21 protein-coding genes are annotated in these 21286 nt (G+C 35.8%); 13 read left to right on the top strand and 8 right to left on the bottom strand.

Annotated elements, in window-relative coordinates; genetic code table 11:
• Positions 1 to 8: 8 nt before the first annotated feature.
• Positions 9 to 686, bottom strand: coding sequence for a YceI family protein (locus tag GFU89_RS01395; RefSeq protein ID WP_318845432.1), 678 nt, complete (start codon positions 684 to 686; stop codon positions 9 to 11).
• 273 nt (positions 687 to 959) lie between these two features.
• Between GFU89_RS01395 and GFU89_RS01390 the strand changes: the two genes are divergently transcribed.
• The 4 genes from GFU89_RS01390 to GFU89_RS01375 are packed head-to-tail and all read left to right on the top strand — an operon-like array spanning position 960 to position 4341.
• Positions 960 to 3083, top strand: a complete 2124-nt coding sequence (locus GFU89_RS01390) for a Tex family protein (protein WP_318845431.1) — start codon at positions 960 to 962, stop codon at positions 3081 to 3083.
• 42 nt (positions 3084 to 3125) lie between these two features.
• Positions 3126 to 3776: an HAD family hydrolase gene (locus GFU89_RS01385; protein ID WP_318845430.1), complete on the top strand. Its 651-nt coding sequence runs from the start codon at positions 3126 to 3128 to the stop codon at positions 3774 to 3776.
• The gene (locus GFU89_RS01380) at positions 3776 to 4018 is read left to right on the top strand and encodes a hypothetical protein (protein WP_318845429.1); all 243 of its coding nucleotides are present in this window, start codon (positions 3776 to 3778) and stop codon (positions 4016 to 4018) included. Before GFU89_RS01385 ends, GFU89_RS01380 begins: the two co-directional genes overlap by 1 nt.
• Complete coding sequence (locus tag GFU89_RS01375) at positions 4015 to 4341, top strand: RDD family protein (protein WP_318845428.1); 327 nt, start codon at positions 4015 to 4017, stop codon at positions 4339 to 4341. Before GFU89_RS01380 ends, GFU89_RS01375 begins: the two co-directional genes overlap by 4 nt.
• A 122-nt stretch (positions 4342 to 4463) precedes the next feature.
• Here GFU89_RS01375 and GFU89_RS01370 read toward each other — a convergent pair whose 3' ends face one another.
• The 3 genes from GFU89_RS01370 to GFU89_RS01360 all read right to left on the bottom strand — a co-directional run bounded on the left by GFU89_RS01370 (position 4464) and on the right by GFU89_RS01360 (position 8253).
• The gene (locus tag GFU89_RS01370) at positions 4464 to 5927 is read right to left on the bottom strand and encodes a hypothetical protein (protein ID WP_318845427.1); all 1464 of its coding nucleotides are present in this window, start codon (positions 5925 to 5927) and stop codon (positions 4464 to 4466) included.
• A gap of 162 nt (positions 5928 to 6089) precedes the next feature.
• Positions 6090 to 7661, bottom strand: a complete 1572-nt coding sequence (locus GFU89_RS01365; RefSeq protein ID WP_318845426.1) for a M28 family peptidase — start codon at positions 7659 to 7661, stop codon at positions 6090 to 6092.
• A 415-nt stretch (positions 7662 to 8076) separates the two neighbouring features.
• A complete protein-coding gene (locus GFU89_RS01360; protein ID WP_047377485.1) occupies positions 8077 to 8253 on the bottom strand; it encodes a histone H1 in 177 nt (58 codons plus the stop codon).
• A gap of 310 nt (positions 8254 to 8563) precedes the next feature.
• On the opposite strand from GFU89_RS01360, the gene GFU89_RS01355 reads away from it, so the two are divergent.
• A complete protein-coding gene (locus tag GFU89_RS01355; protein ID WP_318845425.1) occupies positions 8564 to 10048 on the top strand; it encodes a M1 family aminopeptidase in 1485 nt (494 codons plus the stop codon).
• Here GFU89_RS01355 and GFU89_RS01350 read toward each other — a convergent pair.
• Positions 10045 to 11520, bottom strand: coding sequence for a PLP-dependent aminotransferase family protein (locus GFU89_RS01350; RefSeq protein WP_318845424.1), 1476 nt, complete (start codon positions 11518 to 11520; stop codon positions 10045 to 10047). The genes GFU89_RS01355 and GFU89_RS01350 overlap by 4 nt on opposite strands.
• 117 nt (positions 11521 to 11637) lie before the next feature.
• Here GFU89_RS01350 and GFU89_RS01345 point away from each other — a divergent pair, with 117 nt between their 5' ends.
• The 3 genes from GFU89_RS01345 to GFU89_RS01335 all read left to right on the top strand — a co-directional run bounded on the left by GFU89_RS01345 (position 11638) and on the right by GFU89_RS01335 (position 14498).
• A complete protein-coding gene (locus GFU89_RS01345) occupies positions 11638 to 12153 on the top strand; it encodes a hypothetical protein (RefSeq protein WP_318845423.1) in 516 nt (171 codons plus the stop codon).
• Between the two features lie 136 nt (positions 12154 to 12289).
• The gene (locus GFU89_RS01340; RefSeq protein ID WP_318845422.1) at positions 12290 to 13204 is read left to right on the top strand and encodes a helix-turn-helix transcriptional regulator; all 915 of its coding nucleotides are present in this window, start codon (positions 12290 to 12292) and stop codon (positions 13202 to 13204) included.
• A gap of 88 nt (positions 13205 to 13292) precedes the next feature.
• Entirely contained in the window at positions 13293 to 14498 is a 1206-nt protein-coding gene (locus tag GFU89_RS01335; RefSeq protein ID WP_318845421.1) for an MFS transporter, read from the top strand.
• Between the two features lie 41 nt (positions 14499 to 14539).
• Here the strand turns inward: GFU89_RS01335 and sph are convergent, their stop codons facing one another.
• The gene (gene sph / locus GFU89_RS01330) at positions 14540 to 16105 is read right to left on the bottom strand and encodes a sphingomyelin phosphodiesterase (RefSeq protein WP_318845420.1); all 1566 of its coding nucleotides are present in this window, start codon (positions 16103 to 16105) and stop codon (positions 14540 to 14542) included.
• Positions 16106 to 16367: 262 nt separating this feature from the next.
• Here sph and GFU89_RS01325 point away from each other — a divergent pair, with 262 nt between their 5' ends.
• Together GFU89_RS01325 and GFU89_RS01320 are read left to right on the top strand one after the other, a co-directional pair.
• Positions 16368 to 16844 carry a MarR family transcriptional regulator gene (locus tag GFU89_RS01325; protein WP_318845419.1) on the top strand — a complete coding sequence of 159 codons (477 nt, stop codon included), beginning with the start codon at positions 16368 to 16370 and terminating at the stop codon, positions 16842 to 16844.
• Positions 16841 to 17683 carry a universal stress protein gene (locus GFU89_RS01320; RefSeq protein ID WP_318845418.1) on the top strand — a complete coding sequence of 281 codons (843 nt, stop codon included), beginning with the start codon at positions 16841 to 16843 and terminating at the stop codon, positions 17681 to 17683. The genes GFU89_RS01325 and GFU89_RS01320 overlap by 4 nt, the downstream gene beginning before the upstream one ends.
• A gap of 29 nt (positions 17684 to 17712) precedes the next feature.
• Here the strand turns inward: GFU89_RS01320 and GFU89_RS01315 are convergent, their stop codons facing one another.
• A complete protein-coding gene (locus GFU89_RS01315) occupies positions 17713 to 18309 on the bottom strand; it encodes a Crp/Fnr family transcriptional regulator (protein WP_318845417.1) in 597 nt (198 codons plus the stop codon).
• 101 nt (positions 18310 to 18410) lie between these two features.
• Entirely contained in the window at positions 18411 to 18767 is a 357-nt protein-coding gene (locus tag GFU89_RS01310) for a helix-turn-helix domain-containing protein (RefSeq protein WP_318845416.1), read from the bottom strand.
• A gap of 117 nt (positions 18768 to 18884) precedes the next feature.
• Here GFU89_RS01310 and GFU89_RS01305 point away from each other — a divergent pair, with 117 nt between their 5' ends.
• The 3 genes from GFU89_RS01305 to GFU89_RS01295 all read left to right on the top strand — a co-directional run bounded on the left by GFU89_RS01305 (position 18885) and on the right by GFU89_RS01295 (position 21245).
• Positions 18885 to 19487, top strand: a complete 603-nt coding sequence (locus GFU89_RS01305) for an FMN-dependent NADH-azoreductase (protein ID WP_318845415.1) — start codon at positions 18885 to 18887, stop codon at positions 19485 to 19487.
• A gap of 158 nt (positions 19488 to 19645) precedes the next feature.
• The gene (locus GFU89_RS01300) at positions 19646 to 20071 is read left to right on the top strand and encodes a RidA family protein (protein WP_318845414.1); all 426 of its coding nucleotides are present in this window, start codon (positions 19646 to 19648) and stop codon (positions 20069 to 20071) included.
• A gap of 88 nt (positions 20072 to 20159) precedes the next feature.
• On the top strand, positions 20160 to 21245 hold the full coding sequence (locus tag GFU89_RS01295) for a Shedu anti-phage system protein SduA domain-containing protein (RefSeq protein WP_318845413.1): 1086 nt from the start codon (positions 20160 to 20162) through the stop codon (positions 21243 to 21245).
• Positions 21246 to 21286: the final 41 nt, after the last annotated feature.

Below are 21286 nucleotides of genomic sequence, written 5' to 3'. Positions count from 1 at the left end.
CCAATAACTTATTTTTTAGCTTTTACATCGATAGCAATCTCGATATCTTTGCTGATCATCCATTCTGCAGGATCTGCCTCTGAAGTACCGAATTTAAGCCCCCAATCTGCTCTGTTTACTGTAAATTTAGCCTGAATAGCAGCTGAATTATCTGCTACATCTACTTTAGCAGGGAACGTAACATTCATCGTTTTTCCTGATAATGTAAGGTTTCCGCTTACTGTTTTATTAGCTCCTGCTACAGCATCTTTTGGTGCTTCTTTCAAATCTGTAACACTTGTAATTTTGAAATCTGAAGTAGGGTTTTTTGCTGCATCAAAGAAATCAGGATTTTTCAGGTGAGCTTCAAGATCTGCAGGTTTTTTATCTTTTTCTGTTACTGAAGCTGGATCTACTTTGATAGAGTTCATATCAATCACGAAGTTTCCTGCGGAAACCTGACCTCCGTCAACACTAATATCTCCTGATTTTACAGTAAGTGTTCCCCAACGAGGTGCCATACCTCCTTTGTGGGTAGCCTTCCAGTTTACTACTGAACCTACTGTATCTACTGCCAGTGTTTCACCTTTGCTCTCTGCTACGGTTTGTTCCTGAGTGGTAGCTGCAGTATCTGCCGTTTTTCCTTTATCACATGATGCTAAAAGCAATCCTACTCCTACTAATGCAATTACGCTAATTTTTTTCATATTGAACTGTTTAAAAAGTTTGTTGAATTTTGTTGTTTTCGGGTACAAAAATAGAAAAACCTATTGGGAGGTACCTTATCATACATCAAGAAATACAATATTTATATTATTTGCAGTTGTAAATCCTCTTACGAAACACCGCTGTTCTCATAACTGCTTGAGAAATCCTGATCCTTTACTGTTTCATTACATTTCGTAGAAACCCAATTTTATAACCAAATTCCAATTTTTTCTCATTCCAAAATACTATTTTAGCTATCCGAAAACAGAACAATGACGACCGTAGAATTTATACAGAAGCAGCTCAATATTTCTGAAAAGAGCATCAACAATACTTTACAATTATTAGCAGAAGACTGTACCATCCCTTTTATTTCCCGTTATAGAAAAGATAAAACCGGAAATCTCGATGAAGTACAGATCGAACAGATCTCAAAGATCAGCAAGCAGTTTGAAGACATTGTCAAGAGAAAAGAATCAATCTTAAAATCAATAGAAGAACAAAATGCTCTAAGCCCTGAACTTCAACAGAGAATTGAAGACAGCTTTGATATTCAGGAGCTGGAAGATTTATATCTGCCTTTCAAAAAGCGTAAAAAAACAAAAGCTGATACTGCCAAGGAAAAAGGATTGGAACCTTTAGCCAGAATTATTATGAGTCAGAAAAATAATGACATTCAGTTTCTGGCTTCAAAATATCTGAACAATGATGTTGCCTCCGAAGAAGAAGCTCTTCAGGGAGCGAGAGACATCATGGCAGAATGGATCAACGAAAATATGTATGTCCGTAAGAATCTCCGCAGACTCTTTCAGCGGAAAGCAGTTGTTACCTCTAAAGTTGTAAAAGCTAAAAAAGAGGAGGAAGATGCCCAAAAATTCTCCCAATATTTTGAATGGGAAGAAAGCCTTAGCAGAACTCCCTCTCACCGACTTTTAGCCATGCTACGAGCGGAAGCGGAAGGCTTTGTAAAAACGAATGTAGGAATAGATAAGGAAGAAGCCATTGATTTTATTGAAAAGGCCATTATCAAATCTAACAATGAAAGCTCAGACCAGATTGCACTGGCTATAAAAGACAGTTATAAGAGACTTCTGGAACCCGCTATCTCCAATGAAGCATTACAGGAAGCCAAAGAAAAAGCGGATAAAAAAGCGATTGAAATATTCTCTGAGAATTTAAGCCAGCTTCTGCTTGCGCCTCCTTTGGGAGAAAAAAGAATTCTGGCGATAGACCCGGGATACAGAAGCGGATGCAAAGTGGTGTGTCTGGATGAAAAAGGGGACTTATTACACAATGAAACCCTCTACCCTCATGCTCCGCAAAACGAAAGTGGAATGGCTATGAAAAAGATCCGTTCTATGGTGAATGCTTATAATATTGAAGCCATCTCCATCGGTAACGGAACAGCAAGCCGTGAAACAGAATTTTTTATCAAAAAGATTGCTTTCGATAAGCCGCTGCAGGTTTTTGTCGTTTCGGAAGCCGGAGCATCTGTTTATTCTGCCAGTAAAATTGCAAGAGAAGAATTCCCGACATATGATGTAACGGTTCGTGGAGCTGTTTCCATCGGAAGAAGGCTTTCTGATCCGTTAGCAGAATTGGTAAAAATTGATGCCAAATCTATTGGGGTTGGCCAATACCAACATGATGTAGACCAGACCCAACTGAAAAATGAGCTGGATTCTACGGTGATGAAATGTGTAAATTCTGTGGGAATTAATTTAAATACAGCAAGTAAATCACTTTTAAGCTATGTTTCAGGAATCGGAGAGAAAATGGCTGAAAACATTGTCAATTACCGCGCTGAAAACGGAGCATTTGAAGACAGGAAACAGCTTAAAAAAGTTCCGAGGCTTGGAGAAAAAGCCTTCCAGCAGGCAGCCGCGTTTGTAAGAATTGCGAATGCTAAAAATCCATTGGATAATTCCGCTGTACATCCGGAAGCTTATGGAATTGTAGAAAAAATAGCCAAAGATTTAGGGATCAAAACCGATGAACTGATTGCCAATAAAGAAAAAATAGCTCTGGTAAAACCGGAAAGTTATATCACAGGTGAAATCGGGATCTTAGGAATCAAAGATATTTTAAAAGAGCTTGAAAAACCGGGTCTGGATCCGAGAAAGGCTGCCAAAGTATTTGAATTTGATCCTACTGTCAAAAGCATTAAAGACTTAAAAGCAGGAATGATTCTTCCAGGAATTGTCAATAATATTACAGCTTTTGGATGTTTTGTAGATCTTGGTATCAAAGAAAGCGGACTGGTTCATATCTCCCAGTTGAAAGAAGGGTTTGTATCTGATGTAAACGAAGTAGTAAAACTTCACCAGCATGTCCGTGTAAAGGTAACAGAAGTAGATGAAGCCAGAAAAAGAGTACAACTGAGTATGATTTTGTAATTTTTTAATTGCAGATTAAATATCAACCACAAAATATTTGTTTTGAACACAAAAAACTTAATTTTCGATCTGGACGGTACATTATGGGATCCCAGAGCGACAATCATCAAAATATGGAATAAAGTGCTGGGCAGACATCAGCTGCTCAAAAGAGAACTGAAGCCTGAAGACATGGATCAATACATGGGATTATTAGCTCATGATATCGTGAAAGACATTATTCCTGGCATTTCAGATCTGCAGACACAGGAACTTCTTTCAGAGATTGTAGCCGAAGAAAATAAGGTACTGCGCATACAAGGAGGAATATTATATGAGGGCGTAGAAGATACTTTGAGAAGCCTGGCTATCAACCACTCTCTTTTTATCGTAAGCAACTGTCAGAATGGTTATATAGAGTCATTTTTAGAATATTATCAGTTCAATGATCTGTTTGTTGATTTTGAATCTCATGGAAGGACTCAAAAACCAAAATCTGAAAACATACAGCTTCTTATGGAAAGAAATCATTTATCCATCGAAGATTCTGTTTATATTGGTGACACTCAAACTGATTATGATTCAGCAGGCTCTAATGGACTGCCGTTTATTTTCTGCAAATACGGATTTGGAAAACTCACTGATCCACTTTATGAACCATCAATCTTTACGTTTTCGGGCTTAACAAACCTTATTTACGATAGTACAAAATAATGAAGATTTCTGAGCTTAAAGAGAAGAGAATTATTCGCAGGGCTACCCGATCCTTTGATGAATGGGGAAACAGGATCTATAACGAATTTGAATATGATTTTCCTTATAATCCTACTCATAAAGGAAATGAAACAGAACGTCTATTTGCCAAGGTGATTGATATGATTCCGTTTTTCATGGTATTCATCTTGATATTCCATTTACCTGCTATTCTTGGTATTATATTTCTATTCCGTGTGTGATTATTTCCGGAACCTTTTGTGAATGGTATTTCGGAACTACCTTAGGTAAGAAAATTTTTAAGCTTAAAATTCTCGACGACAATGGAAATCAACCGGGTTTTATCAAGTCACTGCAAAGAAACATTTTAGTTCTGGCCAACTTATGGGTAGTTTTTACAGATATTAATCCTTCACCCGCACAAACCGGGAATACTGGAGGTACTCAAGTGAATTTCAGGATGCATTTGAATAACAAGATCTGCAAAACTCATATTGTAAAAGAAAATAAATTAATAGAGATCAGAGAACTATTAGCACAGGAAAACAAAAAGGCTGCCCATTGAGGCAGCCTTATTATTCTTTATAAGAATTCTAATTAATAGATACAAAAAATCATTTTTTCTTTTTCATACATATCAACAAACAATTTGAATTGTGTTCCAAAACCACATTCTTTTGTTCGCTATTAATTCAATTTAGGAATTTTTTTCCATGTTCCATTTTCATAAATAGCAGTATAAGGCACATAGCCTATCGTAGCCGAAAGTCCAGCCGGGTCATCACCAGGATATCCTGAATTGGAAAATGTAGTTATCATACCGTCTTGGGTTCCCGTAACGGCATTGTATTGATATGGAGAAACCGTATTCAAATTAGTCAACTGAACTCCTTCCAGCTCATGACCTGAAGGATATACAATCTTAACCATTCCTTTTCCTTTTTTAAGTAAGGAAGAAGTAATTGAAGTGTATGAAGATCCCGTTATAAGATTACCCTGATAGTTATCCCCTGAAATATCAACATAATAACCTGTAAAATCAGTTGCTTCAAATTTATATACCGAAACATACCAATCATTTGAATAATTAAAATGATTATTCTTAGAATAGACATGCGCAGAAGCCACAGCAGGTAAAGCATGTATAAATGAGCTTGTGCCTTTGAGAATCAAATAAGCATGGCAGCTTATTGTAGTCGACCTACAATTATTATCCATTAGCCTGACACATGAAGTTTTATCAGTTGCCTTTTCTCCTTCAAAATAAACACCAAAGCAAGAGACTTTGGATGAGTGCAAAGTAATACCAGCATTAGAAAAACTTTCCACACTTCCTCCAAACATTGTCAAGTTAGTATTATTAAAAAGTACAATCCCATCATTCAGGTCGCCATTATCTATATCCTTCTTACTAAAATATCCTGCTCTTATTGATAATGAACTTGCAAAAGCATTATAACATTTATCCAACACAAGACATGTAGTACAATATCCAATATAAGAATTAACAAATCTATTGTAATAACCTTCCGTAACTTTTACTCCAATCTCAAAGCTTTGTACTACAGAGGAATCCAACGTTAAGCTTCCAACAGGAGATGCAGCACCATTAGGAAATCCAATCAAATTTACCCCAATTTTTCCAGAAATCTCACTTCCTACAATAACAAGGTTCTTGATGCATAAACTTGCTACAGCTTCAATACAGGAGTTGGCAATTTGATTGGTAAAATCATTAAAAATAATGCGAGAGCCTTCATTATGTCCGGTATCATTACCATTAATATAATTCTGTCCTAACAATGTTAAATCTTTATTAATTGTAATTTGATCAGAACATCTGTATTTTCCTTTTATAAGAATAGTATCACTTTTTATGGCAGCATCAATAGCAGCCTGAAGCTCAATATGTGTTTTTCCTGGGCCAAACCACTCAGGGTTAATTACTCCGTTATATACTCTTTCGAATAATACACCATCTTTTTTCAACTTCATAATTCCATCTATTGTCGAAGAAGATGGACCTATTTTTACAAAATTGACTATTTCTTTGGTATATTGGTCTACTAAAGTTACAAGTTGAACTTGATTAACATTAATATTAGAGGCTGAAAACTCACTTGTTTCCAACAAATTAAGGGTATTGCTCATGATTTTTGAATTAAGAGTTATAAAATTTATTCTTGCAAGAACTTCTTAAAACAAATGTAATAGCAGATAACGTCAAAACTTGACGTATTTTTTATCAACATATAAAAAGGTCGCCATATCTGGCAACCTTTTAATAAAGAATGTACTCTTATTACTGAGTATTTATTTATAATCCTTAGAACTTCTTCTAGGTTCTTTTACTTCCGGCCATTTTACCGTTTCTCCTTTATCATCCTGAGGCATTGCTCTCTTCTCTCTGTTGGTGAATTCCGGGTCTTCAGAAGCCATATAAGCTAATGCAGCGGTTAAAATCACGTTGTTTTTCACCTCCTCAAATACAATTTTATCATAGGTATCTTTTGTGGTATGCCATGTATAGCCGAAATAGCCCCAGTTCAGAGAACCTAATGAAAATCCTGGTACTCCGGCTGCCACAAACGAAGCATGGTCAGAACCACCACCGCCCGGCATTCCAGGGAAATCAGTTTTAATGTGACTTTTTACAGCCTTTGGAACTCCGTCAAGCCATTTTCCGATATAATCATAAGCTTTTACAAATCCCTGGCCGCTGATGTTCACAACACGCCCTGTTCCGTTGTCCTGGTTAAAAGCAGCCTGAACTCCTTTTATAATCTGAGGATTATCCACCACAAAACCTCTGGAACCGTTTAATCCCTGCTCTTCACTTCCCCAAAGTCCTATCACAATAGTTCTTTTGTTATTAGGATAATATTTCTTCAGGATTCGCATAGTTTCCAGCATCGTAATCGTTCCCGTTCCGTTATCTGTAGCTCCCTGAGCTCCGTCCCATGAATCAAGGTGAGCCGAAAGAATTACATATTCATCCGGTTTTTCCTTTCCTTTGATCATCCCAATAGTATTGAAACTTTTGGCTTCAGGCAGTATTTTAGACTGAGCATCAATTTTTATTTTAGGAAGCGTTCCTTTTTCTGCCATTCTGTAAAGCATTCCGTAATCTTCCACATCAATATCAATCATGGGAATTTTGGCTGTTTTTGCTCCGAATATCCTGTTAGCTCCCATAATTCCGGTCCAGTTTGAAATGGCAATTCCTGCCGCTCCCGCTTTTTCCAAAGCCTCTGGAAGACTGTTGTTGTCATATCCGATATTCTTCACATAAGCAGTGAAATCTTTGGCAGCCTGTTCTTTTTCTGCTTTAAGCTTTTCATACAGTTCAGGAGTAGCAAATTCTTTGATCTGCTCATCAGAACGCCCAATTTTCTGGTATTGTGCCATCAGCACTATTTTACCTTTCGCAGAAGGAAGCCATTGATCAAACTCAGCTTTGGAAGATACTTTCGGAAGAATAATGACTTCTGCTTCAATCGCTTTTTTAGTTGAAGGACTCCACGCTAATTGTGTAGCAGCCAGAGATTTTACACGAGGATACGTCATATCCACATGAGTAGTCCCTCTCTGCCATCCTTTCCATGTTCCAAACTGCTGAAGATTGGCATCTACTCCCCATGAACGAAGCTTACCTGCACTCCATTCATTAGCTGCAAGCATTTCCGGAGTTCCTACAAGACGCGGCCCAATGCCGTCCAATAGCTCATACGCCAGGTTTTCCAGCTGGGAATTATTATTCACTTCATCTACAAAACTTTTTACGATAGGGTTGAGCTTTTCTTTTGGGTCAACCTTTACCTGAGCCCAGGAAAACTGAGCAGCCAGCACTACTGCAGGCACTGCAAAAAATCTATTTATCCTCATAATATATATTGATTGGTTTAAAGATAAAGGAAATTGGGGAGATGATGAAGGATTAAGCCTAAAAAAGAGGTTTTCCAATGATATCACTAACATCACTGCACACAGGTAAGAACCCAATCCAATAACAAACACAATTGATAAAAAAATTATCAACAGACAGTTTTAATAATGAAAACTCTGTAAACTTTTAATAAGCACACTTAAGTTTTGTGACAATCTTTGATTTTTATCTTATGTGAGCTTTTCTAATGCATCATTTTAAACTTACTTAAGCGTTTAAAATGAAAACTTTTGTGGTTTGTAAAGGCTAAAAAAACTACTTCTTGATTACTATGAGTAGAGTGTAGAATGTATCCAGAAGCGTATTGTAATGGGGGATAAAAAAAGCCGGCTTCAAAAGCCGGCTAAAAGTGAATTATTTTTTAGCTTCTTCTACAGAAACTTTTCTGAAGTCTTTGAACAATTTGCTTAGTTCTAGAGCTGCTTTACGAGCTCTTGTACCAGCTGCCTTGTTTCCTTTTTCTGCTTGTTGGTTTGCCTCAGTTGTGAACGCCTCAAATTCTGCGTTGATTTTTTCAATTAGTTCTTTCATTTATTTAAAAATTTAGGCTGCAAATATAGGTTTTATGGTGATTCCAGCCTAGCTGGAGCGAAAAAAGTTTAAGATAAATGGCTAAAATATTCACTTCCACCGCCATAAAAGTATATTTTTGAATGATTTATCCCCCGAAAACAATCATAGAACACCACTCTGAGCCTTATCTGAGGTCTTCTGAAAGGAGTTTCCTTTCGGTTGGTTTCTCATTATTTTGGTTTATAAATCTTGAAATAATGTATCGAAAAATACCAGCAATACTGAAGTTCTCGAATTTTATTATAAATTTGAAAAAAACGACTTATCCATGTTAAAAAAATTATTCATCCTGGCTTTATTATTACCCCTGCTCACCTATTCTCAGAACAAAATAAATTATAAAATCTATTATGATGCAGATCTTGAGCAAAACGGGTTAAAAGTTCAGGTTGATTACATTCTTAAAAAACCATCAGATACCATCTCCTTTTATTTTGCCAATGAAAACTGGGGTGAAAATAATCTCTTCAACAATCTTACAATATCAAAAGACGAAAATCCGGATATTACTTTTGAAACCCTCCCGGAAAAGAGTAAAATAAAGGTCAAGATGAAAACAGGAGACAAAGTTTCCCTTATTTATCACATTAAACAGGATTTTAAAGATCCTGATTATAAAATATTCAACCGTCCCAGGATTAACAATACATTCTTCCACGTCTTGGGTAAAAACCTATTCATCGTACCCATATCATTTACAAAGATTCCAGAAGACAGGGAGTTTGAGTTTTCCCTTGAATGGATAAACTTCCCTATGAAATTCAGACTCCACAATAATTTTGCTACGCAAGCCAGGGCCCAGAACATCAAAACAACACTTTGGGAAGGATTTTACAACTCATTATTTATAGGAGGTGACTACAGATTTTATTCTTTTAAAATACAAAACAAACCTGTTTATCTTGCATTAAGAGATCAGTGGCAAAACGGATTTACGGATGAGTTTCTATTTTCAAACCTCAAAAAAGCGATACAGTCACAAAGAGATTTCTGGAAAGATTATGAACAGGATTATTATACTGTTACCTTAACCCCTACCGTTTCACAAAAGGACAGTCTTTTCAAAGGATACAGCTCAACAGGATCCGCTATCAAAAATGCATTTATGATTCAGGGAACTAATAATCCTTTTAACAACAAAAGCGCCTATCTTTATCTTCTTCATCATGAATTGATGCACGAATGGATTGGAAATAAAATCCAAAATAAAAACGAAGAGCTTAATTATTGGTTTAGCGAAGGCTTTACCGATTATTATACTTATAAAAACAGACTTCGGATCAAAGATATTTCTATAGATGAATGGCTGACATTATTCAATACTGAAGTCATTCAAAATCATTGGAAGAATCCACAGCGAAATATTCCGAATTATAAAATAAAAGACGATTTCTGGAAAAGCCGTGATGTAGAAAAGGTACCGTACAGACGAGGGGCAATTTTTGCTTTCTGGCTGGACAATCAGATTTTATTGAAAACCCATTACAAAAAATCTCTGGATGTTCTGATGCGTGAATTATTGAAGACTTGTACGGAAAAAAAGCTCAAGTTTACAGATGAACTTTTTCTTGATATAGCTCAGCAATATCTGGATAAAGATATTACTTATTTCTTTCAGAAACATATCATTTCAGGGGAAGATATTGACCTTACCAAAGAAAAATGGATTGACGGTTTGGATTTTAAAATGATTGACAATATCCCACAATTGGAAATTGACAAAGGCAAGAAGGTACAATATGGTATCAATTAAACGTCATTCAAAAACGGGCAATCTCTTATCTCTGGCATTCCACAAACCCTCGAATTTATACCTACCAATTTCTTAGCCTTTTCCCCTGCATTTCCCAATAAAATTAAGCTTTCTGGAGTAATTCTTTCCGCAAAGACCACCCGGAAATGGCTATCATATTTATTAGTGAATGAGAAAGTATGTCCTGGCGTAAAGAGAATAGTATGTTTCTCGCAATATTGATAGAACTTCTGCATATCCGTATTCTCCGGAAGCTGCCCCCAAATACTGTAGCCACCCTGAGGTCTGTGGAAATAAGAACCTTCGGGAAAGGAATTTCTTAAAACGTCCAATACCTGAATAGCCTGCTGGTTAAGCTTTTTCCGGAACGAGCGCAAATGTCTTTCATAGCTGCTTCCCTTCAACAGTTTTACAATCAACTCCTGATAAACAGGAGAAACCGACCGTCCCAAAGAAAACCTCGCTCTTTCTGATTTTGCGTAAAAACTGCCAGCATAAAGCCAGCCTAAACGAATTCCCGGTGCTAATGTTTTTGAAAATGATGAATAAGTCATCACCCATCCATTTTTATCAAAACTTTTTATACAGCGCGGCCTTTGTTCACCAAAATAAAGATCGGAATACATATCATTTTCTATAATGCATACCTCATGTTCTTCTGCAATACTCAGCAATTCTTTTTTAACCTCATCAGTCATTAGTACACCTGTAGGATTATGAAAATTCGGAGTTATAACCAAAGCACGGATATCATTTTCAGCGCAGACCGTTTGGAAATATTCTGTATCAAAACCACTTTTGTAATGGACAGGAATTTCGATCACTTTAAGATCCAGATTAGCGATAACTTCCAATACCGAAAATACGCAAGGACTGTCTACAGCCACCACATCACCGGCTTTGGCAACCGATTTCAAAGCGATAGTGAGTGCCTGTAAAGCACCGTCAGTGATGATTATTTCATCAGGATTTAAGATACAGCCATAAGTTCCCATTTGTTTTGCAATCTGTTGCCGTAATGTCTCCAGACCGTTTGATGGGTAATATCTAAGCAAGGACGCTCCTTTTTCACGAATCACTTCCTGCATCGTTCTGAGGATGAGCTTCTGCGGAATCAGCAGATCTCCGGGCACAGCTGTATTGAAAGAACTGGATTCTGAAGTCCTTTTGGAAGTCAGCATCATATTTTTCATAAATTCTGCATCTCTTACTACAAAAGGCAGTTTTGTTCTGACTTCCGGAATATTCTCTTCCTGATTTTCGGCAACAAAATATCCTGATCTCGGCTGGCTTCTGATCAGCCCTTTAATCATAAGATATTCAAAACCACTTTGCACAGAACTCGTACTGAGCTTGTATTTTTCTTTTATCTCCCGGACGGACGGAAGCCTGTCTTTTTCCTGCAAAACCCCGCTGTGGATCTGTTTTTCTATTACTGCTGTAAAAATTTCGTATTTATAAGATTTTGCCATAACACATCAACTGTACCGAACAAATTTATAAAATTATCTTCCTGTACCGATTATATTTTAGCAAACTGTATCCTTTTTGAATGGAGTAATCTTATAATTTTGAATAAAAAAGATCCCATGGATATCATTTCAAAATTTACAGTAGGTTCTGAAGAGGGAATTTCTGATCTTATAACCATTATTGATTCTTCTATTTATGCCTTACACAAGGACTTTGTTACTGAAGAAGATATTAAAAAATATATTCACAATGAAATAGATCCGAGAAAGATGATCAACGATCTGAATGATCTCTCTAACCAGCTGATCATGACGTATGCAGATCAGAAACCTGTCGGATACAGTATTATCAAAAGCGGTTCTCTGCATCCTGGCATACCGGAAGGAAAAAGAGCAACAGAAATCAGTTTTGTAATACTATCAGAGTTTGATTCTCCTGAAACAAGACAGTCGCTTTGGAAAAAATGCAGATCAGCAGTAAGTTTCACAGATATTGTATGGACTAATATGCTTGATCATGATCCGCTTTCGGAGTTTTTACAAGAGAATGGTTTTATATCTGCCGTAGACTCAAAGGCTGGTCCTTTTCTGCTTCCGTCGCATATTTTAGAATTGGAGATTAATAAAAGTTAGTGATCCACAGATCTCCTCTCAATACTATTAGCATAAAATTATTGAGAGGAGCTATCATTCTGATTTTTTTATTTCACTTAAAATAATTTTAAGTGAGCAATGGTTTTATTATCTTTGATTTTTATAATTTTTACTTATGAGCGATCAGCTGGAAACCATAGAAGATTATTACAAACGTATCCGTAAGAACCAGATCAAAATGTTTGATTCTGAGGATTTTGAAATGGGTAAATCTCATTTCAATATTTCGATGCGGAAATACTGCAGTTTTAAGAGTCCTTACAACCGCCGTGATTATTATAAAATAAGCTTTATCATTGGAAAAGGAACCATTCATTATGGTACACATCAGCTGTATATTGATCGTCCGGCTTTATTTTTCCCTTCTCCAAGTATTCCTTATTCCTGGGAATGTGACAGTGATTTGCAGGAAGGATATTTCTGTCTGTTCAATCAGGAGTTTTTTAATGGAAATTCAGAGTTTAACTTGTTTAAAAAGACTTCCATGTTCAAAGAATGGAGCAAGCCAGTCGTTTTTCTGACGGAAGAGCAGACTCAGCTGGCCACTCTTTATTTTGATCAGATTTACAGAATGAATAATTCTGCCTACCCTTTCCGTTGCAGCAGTATCAAAAGCAATCTGGCATCTGTTATGCATCTGGCACTGGAAAACCGCATGGAAGATATCAATCCCAATGAACTTCCAGCAAACGTGCGTCTATACAGATTGTTTGATGAACTGCTCAACAAACAGTTTCCTTTAGACTCCCCTGCTTATCCGCTTGCGTTGAAAACTCCTTCGGATTTTGCCGATCATCTTAATGTGCATGTGAATCATTTGAATTCTTCAGTGAAATCTGTAACCCATCTTACTACAACACAGATCATTAAAGAAAAAATGTTTGAAGAGTCTAAAAATCTACTGAAGTATACCAATTGGGATATCGCCCAGATAGGTTATACTTTAGGTTTTGACCAACCTGCTCATTTTAATAACTTCTTTAAAAAGCATGCCCAAACTTCACCATTAAAATTTAAGAATTTAGCTTAATATTTGATTTTTGTAATTTTTACTTTGTCTTTTAAAATTCACATTTCTATTTCTTGGCTTATTTTTGCATTGTAAAAAATGAATGAATATGTTGAGAGAAGCATCTGAAAAACGAATCAGATTAATTACCATTATGGCTTTCGTGTCTATCCCGCTTTCCGGGTTTGTCACGGATATATATTTACCATCGTTCCCTTCTATGGCCAAAGAAATGATGGTTTCAGAAAAAGATATCCAGATTACTCTGACCTCATATCTTCTGAGCTACGGAATTTCCCAGTTATTTGTGGGAGGAATTCTGGACAGTATCGGCCGATACCGCCCCAAATTGATCGCATTGTTTATGTTGATCCTCACCAGTATTTTAATTACGATGACCAACAGCATTTTGCTGATCTGTCTGCTTCGTATTCTTCAGGGAGCCGCTGTTTCAGTACTGGTAGTGGCTACGCGGGCTATTTTTGTGGATATTTATGATTCCGAGAAAGTGAAGCATTATTTGAGTTATTTTACCATTGTATGGTCTTGCGGGCCTATTCTTGCTCCTTTTCTGGGCGGCTATCTTGAGAAAATATTTAACTGGCATGCTAATTTTTATTTCTTAGCTATATATGCCGGATTCCTTTTCCTGTTTGAATGGTTCTTCAGTGGTGAGAGCCTTCCTCAAAAAAAGAAACTGGATCTGTCAGAAAATATCAGCCTTTACAAAATGATGCTTAAGAACAGGATTTTCATGCTGGGGATCTTCATTTTAGGACTCAGCTACTCTATCGTTATGTTATTTAATATTACAGGACCTTTTATTATAGAAAACACTTTCCATTTCACACCGGTAGTCATTGGATACTGTACATTGATCCTTGGTTTTTCCTGGATGATAGGAGGTTTTATCGGGAAACGCAGATTGACTCTTGATTTTAAACCAAGAATTCTACAGCCTATCCTTTTACAGCTGATACTGATCGCAGGATTGATTATTACCAGCTATTTCGCAGAAAGTCTTTTCATTATGATTCCTTTTGCCTTTTTCATTCATATCTGTTCCGGAATTTTATTTACCTCATTCTTTACGACAAGTATGCTTTACTTTCCTAAAAATGCAGGGACTGCCGGCGGGCTAATGGGTGGACTGGTGTATGTGATCACTTCTGTGACAAGCTTTATCATTTCGGTAAGCGGGAATGTAAATGCACAAAAAGATCTTTCCTGGCGTTACCTGATCATTGCCTTTTTACTTTTAGGAATTATCCTTATTATGCATCAGGCCGTAAAAAAAGAAAAAGCAGAGAATTAATTCTCTGCTTTTTTTTAATTATTAGGGTTTAGCAATTAATTCTAAAAAGGATCAGCAACTGTATTATTCATTTTTACTTCAAACTGCACATCAGGAGTTAAACTTGTCCCATTCAGATAGATCCAATCTTTTCCTGACTCTTTATATACCTGAAGATAGTAAGTATTCCCATACCCTGTTGTATCCTTGAAAGCTACAACATCTCCATCTTCAATACTTTTTGAAACATTCCCTGTCTTTTTCTTGACAATCTGAATTCTCATGTTGTAAGTTGTCTTGCCATGCTTTGGATAAAAATAGTAACTTCCACTGCCTGAAGAATACCAGTACCAGAAATGATTAAGCCTTTCACTGGTTTCTACTCTTACATATCCTTCTTTCAAGTCAAAATAATTATCAGAATCTCCAATATTTACAATATTGAACCAGGTTTTTTCATCCGGCTGAGCAGAAGAAACCGTCAACCAATCATTAGGAGTTGAAAGATTGCTAGTGATATATTTTCCGGTAGATACAGATTTCAGTGAAATATGGTCATGTTTTCTGAATTTTAAACTTTTCGTAGGCGTTTTCTCATCTGAATAGACATTTGCTTCTACAGGATAATGATCTGAATACTCTGCCCAATGATATTTAATTCCTGCTATATTCGTATACGTCATAAGATTTGAAGATACAGGGTCAAAAACGATATTCTGCCACGTTGGTGGTACAAGATGATCATTGGAAACCAGGATATAATCAAGATATTCACGCTTATTTTCCGGATAAGGGTAATGATAGGAAGCCATTATATTGGTCTTCGGATCCCATGAATAAGGTAAACCTTTGTATATAGGAGCACTCACATTAAGAGTTTGCAGCATGCTGTTATATTCGGGAGTATCTTTTATAATATTGAAATCTCCGCCATAGATCACCATTTCATCCTTAGGAATTTTCAACCCATCTACAAATGATTTCATCATTCCCAACTGCTGTTTACGGATTCCAACTTCATTACCATTACAAGACGGTTGTGTTGATTGCGCATGAGTTGCTACAAAATGGACACGTTTACCATCTTTTAAAATTCTTACATAAACAAAGCCCTTCAGACAGTTTCCGTCATAAGAACATCCGGCCGGAAAAATATATTGCTCTTTTCTCTCTATTGGATATTTACTGGCAATCATTACTCCTCCGTCTTCAAATCCTCCGGAGATAAACTCACGCCAGTAACCAGAAGTCTTATCCCAGCCACTTTTTGTCTGTCCTAATACAGGAGTCTGATGAGGAAAATTGGGAAGAAGTTTATTGCGTAGCTTAGCAGCCGCAGAATTATCAAAGCATTCCTGAAGCATAAGTACATCATAGTTCCTCAAAAAGGACTCTGACCCCAGTCTCTCTGCTCTATTTTGCTGAGACCATTGCGTCATACCAGATACTACGAGTTCTTTCAACAAGAATGTATTGTAAGACAATACTTTAATATTCGGAAAAGCACTCCTCATTGCTTTTTCATTTGCAACAGGAAGTGTTTCATCAGGCTGAAACTGATCTGATCTACAAGATAAAAGGGTTAGAAGACAAAGTACCGGCAAAAACCGGAATAACGAAATTCGCATGTGATTCATAATTTTTTAAGTTAAAATTGTTTTGTTTTGTTTTGTTTTGTGACGGCCAAAGTATAATTATCCACATTGATAAAAATGAACTCAATATTATCTAAATGATAATTTTCTGATACGCGATTTAACTATTAAAAAAAGACATAATCTAACGGCTCAATTAGTTTCAATTAAAACTAATTTTACGTATATTTGTTAAGGTAACAATGCTTATTTTTTTCAAAGCACCTCTTACCATGCAATACTATTATTACACAATATGCCTGAAAAACAGAACGATATATCAGAACTAGCTCTGGAACTTGGCCTGGCGATGAGTGAAATGAAAAGCCGGCTTCGACAGAAAATTCAGACTAGGATTAATGAGTACGATCCGGATCTTTCTTTTGAACTGATTGAAATTCTGGGACTGCTTTCACGCAATGATGGTATCAACCAGCAGGAAATAGGAAATAAAGTAAGCAAAGACAAATCAAGCATCACTTACCTCATCAACAATCTCGTAAAACGGGATCTTGTGGAGCGGATAGCTGATAAAAACGACCGGAGAAACAAGCAGATCTTTCTGACTCCGAAGGGTAAACAGATTGTAGAAACCGTTTATCCATGGGCATTGGATCTTTACAAAAAAGCGGTTGGCAATATTGATATAGAGGAGATCAGCAAAGCTTTGCTCTTAGTAAAAAAAATGACAGCAAACCTGGAAAAAACAGGATCAAAATATGATACATTATGAGAACAATCCTTGTACCCGTTGATTTTACATCAACTACGGAAAATGCAGTAAGAATAGCCGCAGACTGGGCAAAAATCTACGAATATCAGAATATTATCTTACTAAAAACCGCAGGCGAATCTGAATTTGATTATCTGCATATTGCAGAAGGGCATTCATTTGTCAACGAAGAAAGTGTCAACAATCTGTTGCAGAGAACGGAATTATTATTCGATCAGTTAACAGAAATCATAACAGAAAAATCACCTGAAATAAAAGTTTCCAGGATATTAAGTGATTGGGCTCTTACCAGAAGCATCAATGAGCTTTTAAAAAATCAGCCTTCTGTAGAACTGATTATTTTGGGAAGTGACGACCAAAGCTCCACCACTGAGAGCTTTGTTTCCGACAATATCATTAGCATTGCAAGGACGAGTCCTGTGAAGACTTTAATTGTACCCAACAGCTATCACTACTCTCCTATCAAAAATATATTTATTCCTTGTGATATAAAGGGAATCAAAAGATTGGAAAGATTGTTTCATCATAAATCTGTTATTCATAAACAGGATGTGCGTCTGATGTTTTTGAATATCAACACCCATGAAAAAGAGGATGAGGATAAAAAAAGAGAGCTGGAAGAGTATATTCGTGAGCATTTAACGGAAATTCCAAGCAGTATTCATTATTCTCATGATGAAAATGTTATTAAGGGTATTCTCAGCTTTGCAGCCACTAATGATGCAGATCTTATTATTGCCTTACCAGGTCAGCATAGTTTCCTGTATTATCTGGCAAGCAGAAGTATTTCTGAGGGAATTTACCAGAACACCCATCAACCGGTGTTAATTTTAAAATAATAAGAAATTGTAATGTGAATAATCGAAAGCTAATAGTAAATTTTACTGCTTTCAATTTTGACAAGTTTCAGTTCCTGCATTTTTTTTACATATCTGATTACAGTCTCTACCCGAAGCCCGGTAAGAGTGGCTATCTGTTGTCTGGTATAGGGAATCAGAAATGAATAGGCTTCTTCAAATCCAAAATACTTTTTAAGATGATCAAAAAGCTTCAGGAGTTTTACTATAGGATCTGAAATAGCAAGAAAGCTGGAAATCATATACCTGAAATGCAGTCTGTCAGCAGTATATTTACTAATCTCTAGCATTAATTCAGGTTTTTCCAATAGTAATTGTAAAAACTTAATCTTGGGAATCTTAATAATCTCACAGTTGGTGACCGCAATGGCATTGATCGCGTAATGATGGCTGGTAAATAAATAGCTTTCACCAATGCAGTGACCATCAAAAGGGAGTCCGTGAACAAATTCTTTTCCATCTTCTAAAAAAGTATTCAGTTTCACAGTACCGTGCCTGATCTGGAAATAATATTTAGCTGCAGTTCCTTCCTTAAAAATAGAATCTGCCGCATCATATTCTTCCAGAATGGCTCCGTGGGAAAATAATAAGTCTTCACATATAATCATCTTGCATTATTTTTGAGTAAAAATACTTAAAGTGTAAGCTATATTGCAACTTATCAAATACCACAAAAACATGGTATTTGTTGATATCAACACTCTTTTTATTAAGCTGTAATTTTCTTTTTATGTTTTGCTCCCCAATCAGCAAGGGCTGTAATAACATCTTTCAGTGATTCACTATATTCTGTAGGAACATATTCTACCAACACTGGCTTGTGATCAGTAAGAACAGTTCTTTCAACTAAATGATTGACCTCCAGTTTTTTCAATTCACTAGATAATACCCTTGCTGAAATTCCATTGATCGTTCGCTGTAACTCGTTGAAGCGTGTATGCCCGCCCAAAATAGCGATCATTACCCGGATGGTCCACCTGCCTCCCAAAACATACAAAGCATCTTCAGTAGCAGCCAGATGCGTGCTGCATTGTGGTCTTGAATACACTATTTTTTCTTCTTCCATTGTCTCTGTTTTATCTGGTTACTAACCTAAATGTTATTACTAACCTTTTGGTAACTACTATATTTTTATTAGTAAATATAGATAATTTTGAAACATCAATTTTTAAAAAAAATAAAAATGAAACAAGTACTTCATATTATCTCAAGCCCAAGAAGCGAATCATCAATCAGTAAAAAACTGGGAAACGCTGTTGTAGAAAAAATCACAGCAAAATATCCTGACAGCGTTTTTAAAAAACGAGATCTGGCCAATCCGCTTTTTCCTCATTTAGAAGAAGCTCATATCAATGCCTTTTTCACTCCGGCCGAACACCGTACTGCTGAGCAGCTGGAAACTGTAAAACTTTCAGATACTGTAATTGATGAACTGCATGAAGCTGATATTATCATTATTGAAGCCCCATTGTATAATTTCAGTATCACTTCTACTCTGAAATCATGGCTTGATCATATTGCGAGAGTTGGAAAAACATTCAGTTACAGCGAAAACGGTCCTGAAGGTCTGGTAAAAAACAAAAAAGTATATCTTGCTTTTTCAAGTGGCGGAGTATATTCTGAAGGGGAAAGACAGTCTTATGATTTTGTGGTTCCTTACTTGAAACAGACGCTTGGATTTATGGGAATGACAGATATTTCTGTGGTTCGTGCAGAAGGTCTTTCTGTTCCAGTAATTCAGGAAACAGCCCTGCAGAAAGGGATTGAGAGTATTACTGTAGAGTAAAAAATAAAGATGCTGTTCCTCAGGAGCAGCATTTTTTATATCAGTCTTTCATTTGCTTAAAGAAATGTTTACCGTATTAAAAGAATATTTCTCTCAACATATGTAAAGACTTTTCTTGTTTTTATCACTCATTTTTACATCGTTAAAAAAGAAAGATTATGGAAGATAATAAACAATACCAACTGATCAATCCTGCTGAACTATTCAATCCGGAGCCTTATGGTTTTTCACACAGCATTTCTGTGAAATCTCCTTTCCAGATGTGTTTTATATCCGGGCAGAGCGGCGGCATAGGAGAAAATCATGTACTGGCTGATGATTTTAAAACCCAGGTTCAGGATGCTTTGAAAAATTTAAAAATCGTTTTGCAGAGCCACTCAATGACATTTGAAAACATTGTCAAAATCACTCTTCTTATCGTTGATCACAACCAGGAAAAGCTTGAAATCTGGGCAGAAGAAGCTCAAAAAGTATGGAATCCGTCATTCTTACCTACGAGTACCTTAATTCCTTTGAGCCAGCTGGCTTTACCTGGAATGTTATTCGAGATAGATGCCATTGCGGTGAAAATAAATAACATATAAGAGTTTATCAAAAAACTGATTTTCATTGAACCTACATTTTTATTTATCTTTAATAAAAACAAAAGTTTCAAATCTTTAAATATTAGAAATGAAAATTAATGATTTTATTTTTCGTTATCCTTATCCTACAAATTATCGTCGTAAAGATGGAATATGTAGAGTTAGAACTTTCGTAAATTCTAATTTTGATATCATAGCAATTTTAACAGATTTGGGTGAAAAAAATACGTCAGCATCTGTGACGAATTCAATTGAAATCATTTGTAATTCATTAACTTCAAAATTATTTGTTCCTAAAAACACTATTTTTATTGAGCATTATGAAAATAGTCTTTATGGATATAGTTTTGATATTATAGGACTAGATGAAAACCAACAAACGACATGGCAAAGAATAGATTTTGATGAATTAAAAAAAACAATAGAGTGTGATGAATTTGAATTTAAAACATCATCATTACAAAATGAAATTTTACTAACTGAAATAGAAAAAGTTAGAACTCAAATAGATCCTCATATTGATTTCCCTTTACCGCTGGAGTCTAATTATATTATTAGGCATCTTGAAATCCAAAATAATCAAATTAATAAATCATCATTAGAAGATTTAATAAAAAAAGGAGCAAACGAAAATGAAATTTTAAAATTATTGCAAAAAGACTTATCCATCATTGCAGAGCTCTATGCCCATCCTTTTGATAACTACATTTGTTTTTCAGAATTTCCTTTAGACAATGGATTTGTTGATTTTGTCATATTTACAGGATATTCTAGGATGGACGTTATTCTTATCGAAGTAAAAGGAGCAAGTTTCAATCTTATGAATAAAGGAAGTTATAAAAAATTCAACTCGAAAATTGAAATAGCAATGCATCAAATTAGACAAAGGTTAGGTTATATTAGTAATAATATCTTAGAGGTGAGAAAAAACTTACATGAAATAAGAGAACGTGTTATGAATGGAGAAAAACTATATAATTCTTTTCGCAGTGCTGATGATACAATTTTAGTTGATAAAAATAAAGGTATAAATATTCATAATATTATTATTGGAGGGAGAACAACAAATGATTTAGAGGAAAGCAATAAAAGACATGAATTTGAAACTAACTTCGTTCTTCCAATTAAACTAGAATCTTGGGATAGTTTTCTTAGGAAATTGAGACGAAACTAATGAAAATAAAAAATATCTTTTATCCAATTAAATATTAATCT

The sequence above is a fragment of the Chryseobacterium sp. JV558 genome (genome assembly GCF_033712365.1).
Taxonomy (GTDB): Bacteria; Bacteroidota; Bacteroidia; order Flavobacteriales; family Weeksellaceae; genus Chryseobacterium.
Note: the sequence above shows the minus strand (reverse complement) of the source record. Positions and strands in the feature narration are given on the sequence as shown.